General features: G+C 45.9%; 13 protein-coding genes. 7 read left to right on the forward strand and 6 right to left on the reverse strand.

What is annotated here, in order from left to right; genetic code table 11:
* Positions 1 to 41: 41 nt before the first annotated feature.
* Both CH367_RS07600 and CH367_RS07605 read left to right on the forward strand, forming a co-directional pair.
* Positions 42 to 926, forward strand: coding sequence for a helix-turn-helix domain-containing protein (locus CH367_RS07600; RefSeq protein WP_100761872.1), 885 nt, complete (start codon positions 42 to 44; stop codon positions 924 to 926).
* A gap of 65 nt (positions 927 to 991) precedes the next feature.
* The gene (locus CH367_RS07605; RefSeq protein WP_100761873.1) at positions 992 to 1,435 is read left to right on the forward strand and encodes a DoxX family protein; all 444 of its coding nucleotides are present in this window, start codon (positions 992 to 994) and stop codon (positions 1,433 to 1,435) included.
* 48 nt (positions 1,436 to 1,483) lie between these two features.
* Here CH367_RS07605 and CH367_RS07610 read toward each other — a convergent pair whose 3' ends face one another.
* A complete protein-coding gene (locus CH367_RS07610; RefSeq protein WP_100761874.1) occupies positions 1,484 to 2,569 on the reverse strand; it encodes a helix-turn-helix domain-containing protein in 1,086 nt (361 codons plus the stop codon).
* Between the two features lie 269 nt (positions 2,570 to 2,838).
* Here CH367_RS07610 and CH367_RS07615 point away from each other — a divergent pair, with 269 nt between their 5' ends.
* Positions 2,839 to 5,151 carry a hypothetical protein gene (locus CH367_RS07615; protein WP_425268807.1) on the forward strand — a complete coding sequence of 771 codons (2,313 nt, stop codon included), beginning with the start codon at positions 2,839 to 2,841 and terminating at the stop codon, positions 5,149 to 5,151.
* Positions 5,152 to 5,222: 71 nt separating this feature from the next.
* On the opposite strand, the gene CH367_RS07620 is transcribed toward CH367_RS07615, so the two are convergent.
* From CH367_RS07620 to CH367_RS07630, 3 genes are all read right to left on the reverse strand, one after another.
* Entirely contained in the window at positions 5,223 to 6,395 is a 1,173-nt protein-coding gene (locus CH367_RS07620) for an MBL fold metallo-hydrolase (protein ID WP_244284497.1), read from the reverse strand.
* Positions 6,396 to 6,488: 93 nt separating this feature from the next.
* The gene (locus CH367_RS07625; protein WP_100761875.1) at positions 6,489 to 7,505 is read right to left on the reverse strand and encodes a patatin-like phospholipase family protein; all 1,017 of its coding nucleotides are present in this window, start codon (positions 7,503 to 7,505) and stop codon (positions 6,489 to 6,491) included.
* Positions 7,502 to 8,272: a lysophospholipid acyltransferase family protein gene (locus CH367_RS07630; protein WP_100761876.1), complete on the reverse strand. Its 771-nt coding sequence runs from the start codon at positions 8,270 to 8,272 to the stop codon at positions 7,502 to 7,504. Before CH367_RS07630 ends, CH367_RS07625 begins: the two co-directional genes overlap by 4 nt.
* Positions 8,273 to 8,445: 173 nt before the next feature.
* Here CH367_RS07630 and CH367_RS07635 point away from each other — a divergent pair, with 173 nt between their 5' ends.
* Both CH367_RS07635 and CH367_RS07640 read left to right on the forward strand, forming a co-directional pair.
* Positions 8,446 to 10,455: a methyl-accepting chemotaxis protein gene (locus CH367_RS07635; RefSeq protein ID WP_100761877.1), complete on the forward strand. Its 2,010-nt coding sequence runs from the start codon at positions 8,446 to 8,448 to the stop codon at positions 10,453 to 10,455.
* Positions 10,456 to 10,569: 114 nt separating this feature from the next.
* Complete coding sequence (locus CH367_RS07640; RefSeq protein WP_100761878.1) at positions 10,570 to 11,169, forward strand: Crp/Fnr family transcriptional regulator; 600 nt, start codon at positions 10,570 to 10,572, stop codon at positions 11,167 to 11,169.
* Here the strand turns inward: CH367_RS07640 and CH367_RS07645 are convergent.
* Entirely contained in the window at positions 11,166 to 12,773 is a 1,608-nt protein-coding gene (locus CH367_RS07645) for a hybrid sensor histidine kinase/response regulator (RefSeq protein ID WP_100761879.1), read from the reverse strand. The genes CH367_RS07640 and CH367_RS07645 overlap by 4 nt on opposite strands.
* 180 nt (positions 12,774 to 12,953) lie before the next feature.
* Between CH367_RS07645 and CH367_RS07650 the strand changes: the two genes are divergently transcribed.
* Entirely contained in the window at positions 12,954 to 14,783 is a 1,830-nt protein-coding gene (locus CH367_RS07650; protein ID WP_100761880.1) for an RICIN domain-containing protein, read from the forward strand.
* A gap of 167 nt (positions 14,784 to 14,950) precedes the next feature.
* On the opposite strand, the gene CH367_RS07655 is transcribed toward CH367_RS07650, so the two are convergent.
* Complete coding sequence (locus CH367_RS07655) at positions 14,951 to 16,225, reverse strand: MFS transporter (RefSeq protein WP_100761881.1); 1,275 nt, start codon at positions 16,223 to 16,225, stop codon at positions 14,951 to 14,953.
* A 330-nt stretch (positions 16,226 to 16,555) separates the two neighbouring features.
* Between CH367_RS07655 and soxR the strand changes: the two genes are divergently transcribed.
* Positions 16,556 to 17,011, forward strand: coding sequence for a redox-sensitive transcriptional activator SoxR (soxR, locus tag CH367_RS07660; RefSeq protein ID WP_100761882.1), 456 nt, complete (start codon positions 16,556 to 16,558; stop codon positions 17,009 to 17,011).
* Positions 17,012 to 17,172 lie beyond the last annotated feature (161 nt).

Here is a 17,172-nt window from a genome sequence, read left to right on the forward strand (position 1 = left end):
CGGCTTGCATTTTTCCATCTTTGTTATCTCTTGGAAGTCGAATGTCCAAAACAGAAATCAAACCGCCCGTGTTCGATCTTGCGGAATCGCTTCCCGCAAAAAAAGATCCTTTGTTTTATGTGGGGCGTTTGGAAGATCTTCCGCCTTCGTTTCGGGAATACGATAGTTCTCATAGACATACATACTTCGCGCTTTTTTTCTTTCGGGAAGGAAAGGGAACGCATACGATCGACTTTAAAGAAGTTCCGATCGACTCGAACTCTCTATTCTTTTTGAAACCGGGTCAGGTTCATTCTTGGAAATTTCAAAAACCGGTTCGTGGATACGCTCTGAAGATCGCTCCGGAATTTTATTCGGAACTTGGAGAAACGATGAACGCTCTGAGAGAATTTCCTTTTTTCTCCTTCGAAAACGATCTGCCGAAAATCACAGTCGAAGATCCGCAAAGATTGATTTCGGATTTTCAAAGATTGGCGGAAGAACACGGAAGCGCTTCCGATCCTAAGATGTTGTTCGCCTTGATTCAGGTGATTCTTCATCAGGTCAAAAAGGAATACGAGAACTCATTCAGAATTTTGGGAACTAACAAAAACTCTTCGGTCGTAGTTTCGTTTCAGGGATTGCTCGAAGAACATTTTTTGAAAGAACGCAATACGAACTTCTATTCCAGAAGACTCGGGATCGCTCCGAATACTCTCAATCGGATCTGTCACGATTCTCTCGGTAAGTCGGTCAAATCCGTGATTCACGAACGGGTGACACTCGAAATCAAACGTCTTCTTCTACATTCGAATTTGAATATTACACAAATATCATACGAATTGGGTTTTGATGACATCGCTTATTTCAGTCGCTACTTTAAACTTAGGTCCGGATTTTCACCCGAGAGGTTTCGGGAATCGAGGACGAAAAACACAACAAAATAGAGAATCCGTCCATTTACATTTCGGTTTAAATTTCTTATAGTTCGTTCAACTAATAGGAGATTTGAATGATCGATAAATTCTTTCAAACGGAAACGAGCTGGATTCTTACCTCGATAAGAATTGCGTTAGGCGTCGTTATGCTTCCTCACGGGGCTCAAAAATTGTTGGGCTGGTTCGGAGGTTTCGGCTTCAGCGCGACGATGGGATTTTTTAATTCTCAGGGTGTTCCTTCTCTTTTCGCCTTTCTTGTGATCGTCGCGGAGTTCTTCGGCGCGCTCGGACTGATCTTCGGATTCTGCACGAAACTTTCCGCGTTGGGAATCGGTTTGACTATGTTCGGCGCCGCGATCTTCGTTCGGGAACACGGCTTCTTTATGAACTGGTTCGGGACACAAGGAGGAGAAGGTTTCGAATACCATATTCTCGCGATCGCTATGTCAGTCGCACTTTTGATCGGAGGAGGCGGAGCATTCTCCCTGGATGCTTTGATCGCAGACAAGCTTAAATAACGTTCATTTCCATGTCGTTTGGATCCCGGGATTTCTCGGGATCTTTTTTTATACGATTTCTTTTTTTCTGGATTGGCTCGGAGTTTTTCCGGTGATCTTTCGAAACGAATCGTTAAACGAAGACTTGGAATTGAATCCCACGAAATAACAGATCGAAAGAATGTCCTGTTCGGGATTTTCATTCAACAACGAGACCGCTTCTTCGATTCTGTATCGATTGACGTATCCGTAAAAGCCGGTTTGAAGACGATCGTTTAGGAATTCCGTCAATTGATAGGGTTTGACTCCGAGATCGTCCGAAAGAGCGGTTAACGTCAGTTCCGGATCTCTGTAGAGTTTTTTGTCCCGCATCAATTCTTCGATTCTGAGTTCGAGTAAGGAAAGGTCGAGTCCGATCAACAGAGATTTTTCGTATTTTCGTTTGCGGACTTCCTTGGTCAAAGGCGCGAAAAAGTCAGGATAACGCGCGGGCGCCAAAAATAAAAGAACTACGATCCAAGCCACAAGCAACGCGCCGATCGAAAATAGAAAGTCCATTCCTCCCATAAACCCGAATACGAGACAGTACATGGCGATCATCGTGATCGTCGCCAAAATAAAAATGAATCGGATCTGAGTTCGAATTTCGGGAATTTCGAATACGCTCAAAAGCATTCCGTATCTCGCAAAAAAATATGCGGTCGTCGTGGCCGTCGTAATTAGAAACGAAATCGCAAGAAAATGTCCGTATCGAATCTCCCTAAATTCTTTCAAATCGAGGATTACATCCGCCGATGGTCGCGTAAAAAACAGGATCTCCAGTATCAAGAATACAAAGGGAAGAATGAAGTGAATTCGAATGTCCTTGTTTAGATTTTGATTCGGATATAGCAGGGAATGAGTATAAAGCAACGTAAGAGGGCCGATCATGGAGAACGAAGTCAATAACAGAAAAATGGAATGCGGATATTTTTGATCCACTTCTCCGATCACGTTCGACGATGTGAACAGGATGATTCCGAGCGAGGAAAACAAAAGAGCCAGTAAACGGTTTTCCCTTTGGCTGGAAACGGTCAGTAATTTTTGAAACGCGACCAGGAACGCAAGTCCGCTTCCGAAATAAAGGACCTCGCGTATGATCTCGTCAATCCACATGAGGCAAGACGCTAAGAGAATTTTACGTCTTGTCAAGTTTTACCGTACAATCGTTATAAAAGAATTCGAAAAAAATAGATTCTCGTTTTAAAAAATAACTCATTCCTCGATTATATCTAAATTACATTTCGCTTATTTATTTTTTTAAGAAGTTCGATTTACGAAACTCGGACGTCCGAATTCCGTCTTGCAGACGACCCTTTCTTCAACCTCGGTTATTCTTCTTTTGTCTCCATGACGAGACGAATGAAGAGAAGAGGTGTTTCCCAATGCAAATGCGAATTTTCGATGCTGGAAAAAAATATCTAAAAATCTTTTTGATAGCGACTACGGCTTTGGTTGCCGGTTGTCCCGCGGGAATTTTTACGAAATTTCCCAATCAGGAGGAAGTTTGTAAGTTCGATCCCGTGCGCGAATCGGTTCGCGCCTTGTCTGCGGCTTCCTTTCCCGAGCCGGTTCTTGAATCCCTTTCGATCAACGGAAGTTTGTCTTGGCAAAATCTTCCGAACAGTCCGATTCCGATTCCACCTCCGGTCCTAAGTCCGGGACAAACCGTTACGTTACGCGGAACAGGCTTCGGTTCGGGACCCGATATAGATTTCTCCAAAATTATGATCGGCAATACGAGGGTTTTGGAAACGGATCTGAGAATGTTCGAACAAAGACTGGATCTGATCAAACAGGTGAACTTCGAGGTGAAAGATATGCACGATCAGTGGGGAAAGTATATTCTCAGCTGGAGCGATACGGAAATCAACTTTAAGGTTCCCGAACACGTAAGCGGAGGTCCTTTGATCGTTCAGATTCAAAAAAGATCCGGTTACAATCTTTCTCTGTTAAAACCGACCGAGGCGCATAACGTGATCGACGCACAAACAAAACGGATCACGGACGAATCCTTCAAACACAAATGCGACGTCGTATCCGTGTTGAGCGAAGCGAAGGCGACAAAACCTCTCGCGGTCACCGTAAACAATCCCGGCTTTAACAATCTATTCTCCCTCGGAGAAAAAATATTCTGGTCTTACGATTTCAACATCGGTCTTGCACACGCGATTCGAAATTTGGATTGGAACAAAATCTTCGGTTATCAAGCGACGGATCCGATCACTGGTTACGTAGCCGATCCCGAACTTTTATTCGGCGCGTATCGAGCGAATTCCGGAGAGGTTCCATCCGCGGCGACGGATAACGTGTACTTCGATCCTTATCCGCAACCGACTCCGATTCCGGGTTACTTAGGTGGCGATCAATTGACAAAAGGAAATACGAGAAGTAGCGGCTGGGCGGGTTATCGTTATAAGGAGGCGTCTCATCCATACACGGGTAAGGGAGAATGGATCGGTTTTAACTGCGCTTCTTGTCACGGTTACAAGATCAGTTTTGAATCGGCTCCGGGTACCGTTGTGACCAAGGTGATTCCCGGTCTTCCGAATCCGGTTTGGTCGATGAGATGGTCCGTGCTCGGCGATATGAAAGGGATCAAAGAATCCGAACCGGGTCCGAGTTTCGACGCTTCTTCCAAGGACATCGATAAAACCGCGCTGATCTATCACATGCCACAAGGTGCCGGTGAACATACGCTTGTTCGTATCAAAGGAGAAGGAAGCGAAACGGACAACGATTATCAATTTTCTCCGATCGCGATTCCGAACGTAACCAACTACATGGGCGTTAGACGCTCATTGTCGCATACGGAATCCTATGTGGGTTTCGAAGGTTCTTATATCCATTCGGAAGAACCCGACGGCGCGACCGGTTCGATGAAGGCTCACGAACTTCAGGCTTTGACCGCGTATATGACCAAACTCGACCTATACGATAAACCTCTCAGACAGGTAGGAATCTATCGCTGGTTGAAATCGAAAGGTAAACTTGTTTCTCAAATCGGTTTTAATCCGGGAGAAGGAAGTTTTGTGCAAACCGGTTGGGAATCCTTTCCCGGCGTGGCCGAAGCGATTAACAGGGGTAAGGCGACGTATCAGAGGGATTGTGGTTCCTGTCACAACGATAAGGTGGGGCTGAATTCCAACGAGAAGATGTTCAAGCTGAACGAGGTGGGAAGATTTTTCGCTCCTACGGTTTATCAAAAGGAGCAACAATCGATCCGCGCGAACTTTTTGCGGGACATGTATTGGGTTCAACACAGAGGATTGTTAAGCGACGGACACGTTCGAAATATAGAGGACTTGGTTCATCCGGATCGTTGTACCGAAGGTTCTTCTCTTTACAACGTGTATTACACCCTCCATTCTTCCGTACAACCTCCGTTAGGCGGTCCGGACTTTCCTCAGCCTTATCCGGTTTACAACCGAAAAGGCGACGTGTTTAGGGTGGTCAAATCTCCGAATACGGACGTGGGTCAAAAACGGAATCGATTTATCGAAAGACACAAGTATTTCGTAAGTCTTCCGAACGATCCGAATTGGTATTACTGGGATTATCAGAAGATGAGAAGGGAATACGGTCCCGAGGAAATGGGAACCGCCCAACCGATCGGAATGCCCGCGGCTCCGCACCCTTGGTGTTCGAGAAGCGCTTCCGAGGTGGACGATCTAGTGGAGTATATTCTCACTCTCTAATTTAGAAAAACGTTTTGTTCGGGCCGGTTTAGATTTCCGGTCCGACGAAACGTATATTCCAAATTTTGAATTTATTCCGTTTGTGTGGAAACGATCGGATTTTCCTTCGCGGTTTTCCAAGGAAGATCGGGCCACCAACGGGAAAATTCTTTTTTGATTTCCGGTTCGAAGCTCTGACCGGGTTTCGGAGTGGCTACGGCGATGTTCAATTCTTTGGCTTTGACCAAAACGCGTTCGATCGGTTCCGTCCAAGAATGTGAAGCGAGTTCGAACAACGCCCAGTGAACGGGCAACATCGTTTTTCCGTTTACCATCTTATGAGCGATCACGGCTTGTTCCGGACCGATATGCCAATCCGGCCAGGCCTGATTGTATTGACCGGTTTCGATCATCGTAAGATCGAACGGACCGTATTTGTTTCCGATCTCCTTCATCGCCGGAAATAAACCCGTGTCTCCCGAATAATAAACTCGATGTTTGTCTCCCAGAAGAGCGTAACCCGCCCAAAGATGTTCGTCCTTATCAAAAAGAAAACGGCCCGATGCGTGTCTTGCGGGAATACATACGATCTTTAAGTTTCCGATCTTGGTTTCTTCCCACCAATCCAACTCTCGAATTTTAGAACTCGAAATTCCCCAATCGATCAGATGACTCGCGACCCCGAGAGGAACCACGAACGTAACTCCCTTTTCGTTTAACATAAGAGCCGTTTGGCGATCGAGATGGTCGTAGTGATTGTGCGAGATCACAACCGCGTCGATTTTCGGAAGATCCTGAAAGGAAAGAGGAGCGTCATACCAACGTTTCGGACCCGCCCAGCTAACGGGAGAAGTACGATCGGACCAGATCGGATCGGTAAGAACCTTTGTCCCGTCGATTTCCACGAGAGTGGAGGAATGTCCGAACCAGGTGACGCGTAATCCGCTTTCCGGTTCGCTTAACAAAACGGAGACGTCCGTCTTTTCGTAGTCGATCGGATTTTTAGGACTTACGTGTTCGTCTTTCAAAAACATCGAAACAAGACTGCTACCGATGTCGTTTATCAATGGCTGAGGATTTACGAATTTTCCGTCCTTCCAATTCCGGGAAGCGCGGATTCTTTCCTCTCTCTCGTTCGAAACGTTCAAACTGATACAGGTAAGAATATTGAACGCGATCGAAAGGGTGAAAAATACGAAAGCAATCGATCGGATCGATCGAAGAATGGCGAGAAGTTTCGGCGGAAGCTGTTTGTTCTTTTTCAAGGTGATCCCTGGAAGTCTATATAATTTCGACCGGAGTTTTTTCTTTGAAGAGAAGGAAATGCGGTCTATGAATAGACCGCGGTAAGGAGGAATTTATTTTGATTTTTTTTTCTTCGGGCTCGTTTTCTTTTTGGAAGCCGCAAGTTGGATCGGCCGTTTGCGAACCGCGGATCCGTTTCCATTGGAGGATGATACGGACTTCTTTCCGTTCTTACCCTTGTTAAAAAGTTTTAATAGAAGTTTGCCGATTTCCTCTCCTTTGCTGATCCCCATGTCCACCGTTTCCTTCAACTTAGAACCGTTCGTAGTCACGAGGGTTACGGGTAAAGAATCATCGGGTGAAATCGTATGAATTCTCACACCCTTCGGAGGTTTTAATGCGACTTCGCGGGCCACGTTAAAATGATGATGATGCCAACGGTTCATGAGCTTGGCCATTCTCCAGTCCTTCGGAAAGGAAAGAAGACTGGTCAGCATACTGAACGGAGGAGAAACCCTTTCCACCGGAGAATTTAATACGACAGTGATGTCCGTATAACCGGCTTCGATCAGATCTTCGAGTGGAAGCGGATTCAAAACCGCCGCGTCCGAATACAATCTTCCGTCCACTCTGTGTTTGCCTCGTGTAGCGATCGGAAGAGAAGTGGCCGCTTTCAAAAGATCGAATATATTCGAAGAGGTCGCGCGTACATATTCGATCGTTCTTGTTTGAAGGTTGCTGACCGCAACTCGAAACTCGGGCAATCCGAACTTCTCGAAATTCTCCGCAGGAAGAGGATACTTTTGTCCGAACAGATCGTCCACGAGATATTCCTGATCCAAAAAGGTCTTTCCTTGAAACGGATGAAAGGGAGAAATCAGTTTTCTTCCCGCGAGTTCGAAATACCAAATCGCCAAGGTCTTCAGACTTTTTTCAGGTTCCGGTTTCGGCATCGTAACGTAATACGCCGCGGAACACGCACCCGAAGAAACCGCGACTACCAGATCGAAATGTTTCGGAGATACGAGAGTATGCAAAGAATGTAATGCACCTCCCGCAAAGGCTCCTTTCATACCGCCGCCCTCCACGAGAAGGGCGCGTTTGCTTCCTTTTGCTTCGGGGATTCTCATGCGATGGTTTCTACCGCCGAGTTGTCGGATTCTTCAAAACTTTCTAATTTAGATTTTTTGAATTCGAACGGATAGGTCATGTTGGTGAGACTTGCAATTTCGTGCATACGTTCGTGTAAGAATTCTTCCGGATCCTGATTCGGATTTAGGTATTTTAATTCCCCGATTCGAATCGAAAGTTTGGTTCTGCGCAAAAATCCGCCGGGTCTGTAGTCGAGTCCCAAACACAAAACGGGAAGAGGCGCTTCCGGTTTGCCCACGATAAAACGAAACGCACCCGGTCTTCCTTTTCCCATCTTGTAAGGAACCGTGGTTTGTTCCGGGAAGATCACGAGCATATTACCGTTGTATAATACTTTTCTTGCGAACATAAGATCGCGTTTGCTTTTGCGGGGTTCGAGTCTGTTGAGAGGAATTCCTCCGCATTTTAAAAAGAAGTCGAAGAACATGGGAGCCGCCATGGTATCCTTCATGATCGCCCAGATATCCCAACGCGCTTTGTATAAACCCTTTGCGAGTCCGACGGGAATATCGTCGTTTCGTTGGTGTTTGACCAACACAAGAACCGGTCCTTCTTTCGGAACGTTTTCGATTCCGGTTAAGTCCGTTTTGTAAAGAAGACTTCCGTAGATTCTTCCGAACCAGCGGAGAATTTTTCGAATTCTCAGGGAACTTCCCGGATGAACTCCGGGCTCCGCGTCGGGTGCGGAGTATTTTTTATCCTGTCTTTTTTGGTTTTCGGTTGTGCGGGCTTTTTTAGAATTCATACGGTTTGTTTGAGCCAGAATAAAGAATCCGGTTGCAAAAAAAAGGAATTCTTAGGCGCGATTCTAGGAATTTGCGTCTCGTTTTCGTTACAAAAGAAATTAACAATTGTTAATGTCGATCGGCTTCCTCCGTAGCGTCTTACTTTCAAGATCGTTTTAAGGAGACGGCTTGTATGACTAAGAGCAGTCTGAAATTCACTTTGATTTTTTGGAGTCTCGGAATCCTCGTTGCGTTGACGGTTTTGGTGGCGGGAACCGCTTACTTTCTCGGCAGTCAAAAGGTGACCGAACACTATCAGGACCAGATGAAGACGGTGGTTAAGATCGTCGCATTCGACTTCGACAGTTCCTTACAAGCGCACGCGAATCTTGCGGAAACGATCGCACACGATCCGAGAACGATTCAATCGATTCGAACCGGAAAACCGATCGCGAGCGACTTCTACAAAGAAGTATTAAAACGATACGGCTCTTATGAAAACGTTTTTGTGTATCCTTCTTCGGAAGGGGCGACGGTCGTCGCGGAAGCGCTCGACGGCAAGACGATCGGTTACGGAAAAACTCCCGAACAAAGAGAGGATCTCTCCGGTTTTTTAAAATCCGTTCATAATGAAAAAGTTTCCATGAGTAAGGCGAAAAAATCTCCGATTACGGGGAGCACCGTGGTCGTTCTTTCCACCGCGGTAAAGGATGGGGAGAATGTAATCGGGGTTCTTTGTATCGCCTTGTCCTTGGACAGCATCTCCGATCAACTCGTGACGAACGCGCGTCTGGGTAAGGAAGGTTACGTCGCTGTCATCGAACAAGAAGGAAGTATCATCGCTCATAAAAACAAATCGTTGATTTTGAATATGGAAATTTCAAAACAAAACTTCGGAAAAGAACTTCTGACCTTGGAAAACGGAAAGATGATTCAGTTTTTCTTTTCGGGACAAACTCGTTTTGCAACGGTGCAAAGATTGGATCGTTGGAAGTTGATCGTCGCGGCGATCCAACCCACGAACGAAATCTCGGATTCGTTAAACGAACTCATTCTGGGAATCGTTTTGATTTCCGTTTTGATCGCTTCTTTTTCGGGAAGTTTTCTATATCGATTGGTGAACAAACGTCTGAAACCTTTGGAGTCCGCGAGCCTGGTTCTGAAAGAGATGTCAGACGGAAATCTTACGAATAAAATCGAAACCTCTTATCGAGACGAGATCGGGGGGATGAGTATGGATATGAACTCCTTTATCGAAACACTTTCAGGTTCGATCAGAAACGTACAAAAGATCGCGACCGATCTTTCGGATTCCTCCCATCAACTCAGTTCCTCTTCCCAATCCTTCGCGGGAGTAGCACAAGCCACAGCCGCGACTTCCGAGGAAATGTCGGCCACCACGGAGGAAATGGCCGCGGGTATGGAACAGATTACGGAAAGAATCGCAAAACAATTTTATAATATTCAAATATTCCATTCTAAGATTAAGGAACTTTCGAGCGGGGCGAGAAAGATCGGTTCCGAAATTCAAAACACGGTTCAAAGAAACGAGGCGATCACTGTGGACGCGAAAAAAGGGGAAGAATCCCTCGCTTCTATGCAACTTCGGTTGAACGCCGTTTTGAAATCCTCCGAGGAAATGTCCGGAATCATCACGCTCGTAAACGAAATCTCGGATCAGACAAGACTTCTCGCCTTAAACGCCGCGATCGAAGCCGCTCGGGCCGGAAGCGCGGGAAAAGGCTTTGCCGTGGTTGCGGAAGAGGTTTCCAAACTTTCGGACAAAACCGCGTCGTCGATCCAATCGATTTCTCAAATATTAGGAAAGAATAAATCGGAATTGGATCAGGGAGTGGAAGCCTTACAAACTTCCGTGGATACGATTCATAAGATCATACGAACCGTGGATTCCGTCTCCGAAGGAATGCAGGATCTTTTAAAAATCACCGAGTCCCAAGAATTGTTAAACGAAGACGTGGATCGTCAATCGGATACGATCGGAGCGGAAGCCGAATCCGTAAAACTCGCCATCGAAGAACAAAAAAGGGCCGTACGAGAAATCGCCGAAGTCGTATCCCAATGGAACGAACAAGCGATCGGAACCGCAACCAGCTCCGAGGATGTATCCTCCACTTCCGTTCAGTTGTCCGCAAACGCGGAAAGACTGAAGAAAATCGCGGGTCAGTTTAAAATCAAAGTCTAAAACGAACGTTCACGGTCCGCTCGATTTTAAGGAAAGAATCGAATGGATCGTGGATAAGGGTTGCATTTTTGTGAAATCATTTATCATACGCGAAGCTCTTCGAGTTTTTTGCGTATGTACAGCGATCTTCCCTTTATTGAAAATTTAAAACGAAGAATACCGGGTCTGGAAAAGAATTGGTCGAGATACAAGACCATGCTTCGGGAACGAAAGATTCCTCCTAAAACCGTTTTGATCCGAAGGGGCGAAGACAATAAATCCATCTTTATCGTTCGAAAGGGATGTCTTCGAATTTGGTTCGACGACGACGGAAAGGACATCACCATCGCGTTCTTTTTTGAAAACCGGGTGATCGGTTCCCTTCACAGTTATAGGGGAACCACGGCCTCAAGTCAGTTCTTATTGGAAAGTGTGGAACCCACCGAGTTGTATGAGATCAGCGGAGAGGACGCGGCCACATTGTATCGTGAAAACGACGAGTTCAAAGAATATCTTTTGGAATACACCCTGGAACGTTTCGATACCTATATGAGACTTTTCTTATCTAGGATTCGGGAGAGTCCCGAAAGAAGATATTTGAATCTGATCAAGGAACAACCCGATATCATCAGCAGAGTTCCTCAGCACTATATCGCATCGTATCTGGGAATCACTCCCGTATCCTTGAGCAGAATCCGAAACCGGGTCTGGAAGGAACACAAGGGTAGAATTTAGATCGGTTGCAGATCCTGAAGAATCTGACGGATCGTTTTGAAATCGTAAGGCTTTTGAATCACACGATACAAACCCAAGGGTTCCATGGCGTCCTTACACTGAGGGTCCATATAACCGCTCGCAAGGATCAAAGGAATCTCCGCATAAGTCGAACGAATTCTTTTTAAGACCTCAAGACCGTTTCGTTTGGGAAGATTGAGATCGCAGATAACGATCTGGATTCGATCCTTGTGTTTTTCAAAAAGCTCCAGGGCGATCTCGCCGTCTTCCGCCGCGATCACCTCGTATCCGATTCTTGTCAGATAATTGGTCAGAGGTTCCCGGATCATCTGTTCGTCTTCCACGAGAAGGATCGTTTTTTGTGTGGGAGTTTTAACATTCAAATTTTGGAATGGAGTAGAAAACTCGGAACGGGCCGATCTTTCGAGAGGAATATACACGCTGAACTTGGAACCTCGGTTGGGTTCGCTTTCCACCCGAATCGCTCCTCCGTGGTTTTCTACGATTCCATAGACCAATGATAAACCGAGCCCGGTTCCTTTACCGAGCCCTTTGGTCGTAAAGAACGGATCGAAAATTTTTCCTTTAGTTTCCTCGTCCATACCGATCCCCGTATCGGAAATCTCTAAGAGCGCGTAACGTTGACTTTTGGATTTGTCCGATTGCATCGGAACCTGAGAAGGATCGACTTCCTTTAAGCGGATAAAAAGTTCGCCGCCGTTTGGCATCGCGTCCTTTGCGTTTAAGATCAAGTTGACAAAAATCTGATGGATCTGAGTGTAATCGGCTCTGATTTTGAGCGTTTCATCCTGAAGATCCGTAAGAATTCGAATCGATTTAGGAAACGTGGATCTCGCGATGTTCACCGCTTCCAAAATCAGATCGTTGAAGGGAAGGGTTTGAAAAACGGATTCCGTTTTTCTCGCGAGAGTCAACAATTGTTTGACCAAGGTCGCTCCCCGTTCCGCGGTTTTTTGAATGATCTGAACCGATTGAAGAATTTTTTGAGAATCGTTCGGATTCAATTCTATGAGAGAAGCGAATCCCATGATGACCGTAAGAATATTATTAAAATCGTGTGCGACCCCGCCCGCAAGGGAACCGATGGATTCCATTCTCTGGGAATGTGCGAGTTGTTTTTCGAGTTCGTGTTGTTTGGTGACGTCTCTTGCCACGCCCACGATACGATCGAGTTTTCCTTCTCCGTTAAAAACTCGAAACGATTGGATGCGAATCCATTTAACCGTTCCGTCCGTATGAACGATTCGAAAACGTTCGTTAAAATCTTCCGAACGGTGTTTCCAATTTTGATCGAGGACGTTGACGAGAAGATGAAGGTCTTCCGGATGAACCGCGTCGAGCCAAGAATCCGGATTCTCATAAAGACTTTGTAGAGAACGTTTCCAGATTCTTTCGTAAGCGGAGCTGACGTAAACGAGTCGGTTGGTTTTGACTTCCTTCATCCAGAAAACCTCGTCGATCGTTTCGGCGAGAAGTTTGAATCGTTCCAGAGTTTCCTTCAATTCTTCCTTAGAAAGTTCTTCCCTTGGAGATTCGGTCGAGGCTTCGTTTTCATCGCAGGGAGTATCCAAACAATCGTGCATCTTCTTTACCTTACCTTTCGGCTGAGAATCCGTTTATCTGTAAACTAGGACGGATTGCGAAGATTCCCCGTTATTAACCTTTGTTAATTCGTTCCAAAATAAGTGAGAATTAAGTCCCGCGTGTTATCAAGGACGCTCGGGAGTTTTACAAAAAACTAATAAATAAAAAGAGGATTTCAGATGAAGAGAAATATCACCGGGAGTCTAAGCGCTTTGGTGTTGGCGTGTATTCTATCGACGACGTTCGTTTTCTGCAATGGGAAGAATGGAAACGATTCTTCTCAAGAGTTCGCGTCGCTTTCCACGTTGTTGTCGATCGGAAACGTTTCGAACGTTTTTAATTCGGGAAAGGGTCCGAACGCGGGAACGGACAATTCGAGAACCTACTTTCATACGGAAAGTTATCCGCCTCATTGGCTTCAGTGGACGACCGACGGATCACCCGCGATCCAAAGCGGAAGTTCTTTCTTAACGCAGGGTTTGCGATGCGACGGACGTTATTGCGACAACGTAAATTTATTAAACGTAGAATCCGGTTTTACGCAAACGAACAGTTGGTGGACGGATTCTTTTTCGGAAGAAAGTCCGAACGAAAGAATCTGCGCGAACAACGGTTTTGTCACGGGCATTCAGTGTTCGGGAAGTTATTGCGACAACATATCGCTTCGATGTTCTCAACTCAACAACGGTGGAACCAGAACGAATTGTTATTGGACTTCTCCCATCTCCGAAGAAAGCGGAGGAAAATTCGTAGCTCCGGAATCCATGTATATTTCGGGTGCGAGATGTAGCGGACGTTATTGCGACAACAAAGAATTGTATCTTTGTCAAGCCGACGCGGGCGGACCGACGTTTGATACGGATTCTTTGGCGCATCAGTTCGCTCCACGTTTGAGATTCGATCAGGAATTCGGAACGGGTTCGGGAGATCAGAGCAAATGTTTTCCGAGCGACGCCGGAACTTACTATCAACAAAGACAACTCGGAGTCGATCCGATCGCGCTCTGTAATAAGAATTATTCTACGATTCAGAACAATCAGATTCCCATCTACTATATGGCGAGCCAAGTGGGAACGAATTCCGTTCTCATACGTTATTGGTTTTTTTATTCGTGGCAGAGCACTTGTTTCTTAAGCGCGGGTTCCCATTCCGCGGATTGGGAATCGGTTGCGGTTCTTGTTGTGGGCGGTCAGTTGAAACGAGTCGCGTTCTATCAACACGGAGGTTGGTATGTGAAAGAACTCGGAAGTTTTGAAACAACCGGCAATCATCCGATCGCTTATGTGGGTAAGAACGCTCACGGAAGTTTTCATGATTCCGGCGGATCGGGCGGTTGTTTGTATTTCGAGGATTTTAGAAATACCGGAAGCAACGACTATCATATGGATACTTGGAACAATCTTACTCTTTTACAAAGAGGAAGTTCTTTTCCCGATTGGATGAACTGCACCGGCTCTTCTTGTTTCGACGGGATCGGACATCCGATCGAACAAACGGGAAGTTTGCCTTCTATGGGAGGTTGTGGAAAGGACGGTTGTTCCAAATCTTCTTTAGGGGAGAATATGCCCTTTCTGAACGATCCGATCGGTTCCGATTTTTCCGCGATCGCCGCAAAACACAGCGGAAGAGTTCTCGACGTTCCCGGTGCGAGCACGGCGGATAACGTGAACTTGGATCAATATACGAACTGGGGAGTGGACAACGAGAAGTGGATGTTCGAATCTACGGGCGACGGATATTATAAAATTTCGGCGAAACACAGCGGAAAGTGTATGGATGTAAAAGGAGCTTCTACTTCTTCGGGAACAAACGTTGTGCAGTATTCTTGCGGAAGCGGTTCCAATCAAAGATTTCAACTGCTTCCTTATGGAGACGGCTACTTCTCGATACAAGCCAAACACAGTTCTCAGTGTTTGGACATCGCCGGAGGAGCGTTGGGTGACGGAGGTCTTTTGATCCAGTGGCCTTGCGCTTGGACCGATAACGAGAAGTTTCGGTTTTCAAGATAAGATAAAATAAAGATAAGAATGGATCGGTCGGTCGATCCATCGAATCAGGAAAGGATAGATCGAGTTGGATCAAAATGAAATGAAAAAGCCCGGGCTTTCTTTTACAAAAGCTCGGGCCTTCCATTCTTAGAGAAATTTAAAACGAACAAAACTCGAAAACGAAAAACTCAGTTTTCGATCAATACTTCCTGAGGCGCAGTAGTTACGTCCGTGTTCGGTTTTATTGCGGAAGAATTCTTACTCAGAACTTGAATGTGAACTCGATACATCATCACGATCGTAGCGATGATCGCAATCGCAACCACGTATCCTAAATTCTCATAACCCAATAAACGTCCTGTGGTCGTTTGAACCACGACCAAACCGGCGCAATACGCCGCGATTCCACCGGAGATTTGTTGAAGAGAGGAGCTGATCGCCATATAAGCTCCTCTGTCCGGAAGATCGGGAAGCGCAGAGGTCAACGCGTTAGCCGAAATCATTCTACCCGTAATCGGAATAAAAAGACTACAGTTGATGAGGATCACGAGCCAGAGCGGTGATTTTTCCATTCTCGTATAATAAAGAATGATCGCGATCGCGACAACGGAAGCGGTCGCAAACACGTTGTATTTCCCCGCGGAATCCGCGAGTTTTCCAAGAACCGGACCGGCTCCGATGCTCACGATACCGGTAATCATATAGATCAACGGAAGGTCTTCCAGGGTGAGTCCGAGGTTATGAACCGTAAACGCGCTTCCGAAAGGCATCAGCATAAAACCGCCCGTCGCCAAAAGCATCGTTGCTAAAAATCCGGGAAGATAATTCGGATTGGTCGCGGTTTTAACAAGATGTTTGATCGCGTTCTTTTGTCCCGCGGTTTTTAAATGTGCGGTGATCGGTCTGACTCTGACGAAGGCCACGATTCCGACTAACGCGCTTATGCCCGCGATCAACCAAAAAGGAGCCTGCCATCCCCAACGATTGGAGATGAATACGCTCAGAGGAAGACCGAATACCTGACTGGCCGCGAACGCGGTCATCACGAATCCCATAACTCTTCCTCTGACTTCCAAAGCGAAAAGATCCGCGATGATCGCGAAACTTACGGAAGCGATCACACCGCCGAACAGTCCGGTTACGATCCTTGCGGCGAGAAGATATTTGTACGTAGTGGCCAATCCGCAGAACGCGGTTCCGAGTACGAAACCGCCGTAAAAGAATAGTAGAATATTCTTTCGATCGAATTTATCCGCAAAACCAGCGGCTAAAATTCCGGAAGCGCCCGCGCTGAATGCGTAAGCAGAGACGACCAAACCGAAGTCCAAGGTGCTTATCTTCAGATTCTCCATAACTTGAACTCCCAAGGGAGAAAGAATCATAAAGTCGAGCACGACCGTAAACTGTATAAACGCAAGAAGGGCGATGATAAATTTCTGATAGTTGCTGAATGTGGGTTTCATAACGTGTTCCCGTGTAAATTCGTATTAAAAAACCGGCGAGTTGTTCTTTCTTTATGATCCCCGTCGGTTTTTCCGGTCGGAATGTTCCTTCCGTCTTCCATATTTGAATCTTCGTTTTCTAATGTCATGCGTCTTTTCCTCTAAGTCAAAACTTGGATAAGAACAATATACAAGTTCAAGTGCACTTGAAGTAAATAGCCCGGCTCGATTTTTTTCGTTAAAATCGAAAAAAAGTTGAGGAATCAAAAAGTAAAAAGAACTTCAAGTTTGATTAAACTTTAAATTGAATTTTCAAAAATTACAAAAAGATAAAATATCTCGGGGAGGGTTATGGATAAGGAAGAACTTTTGACGATCGGCCAGGTTTCCAAAAGGAGCGGAGTCGCTTCCTCGGCTTTGCGATTTTACGAGGAAAGGGGATTGATCTTTTCTCAAAGATCGGGATCGGGTCATCGTTTGTATCCGCGCTACGTTTTACGAAGGATCGCCTTTATCGTGTTCGCCCAAAAGGTGGGATTGTCTCTGGAAGAAATCGCGGTCGAAGTCGCGAAACTTCCCGAGGATTACACTCCGAACGGACAAGACTGGTCGAAACTTTCCCGCACTTGGAGTAGCAGGATCGACGAAAGAATCGCGGAACTTGAAAGACTGAAAAACGGTTTGTCCGTTTGTATCGGATGTGGTTGTCTTTCCCTTGCCCGTTGTAAACTCGCAAACCCGGGAGATCGTTTGGGCCGATACGGTTCCGGACCTTTGCGTTGGATGGGGAACCAAGGAAAAAAATAGAATCACTCGTTTGTGTAGTTCCCCTCGTTCGAATCCGAAACGTCGTATTAAACATTCCATCGGAAACAAAATATTCTTGTCTTTGTCATTCCTTTGAATCAATGATCCCTTTGAGTCCTCGCTCAAAGATTTGAAATCTGTGTTATTCAGAAATTTATTTA

This window comes from Leptospira barantonii, assembly GCF_002811925.1.
Taxonomy (GTDB): Bacteria; Spirochaetota; Leptospiria; order Leptospirales; family Leptospiraceae; genus Leptospira; species Leptospira barantonii.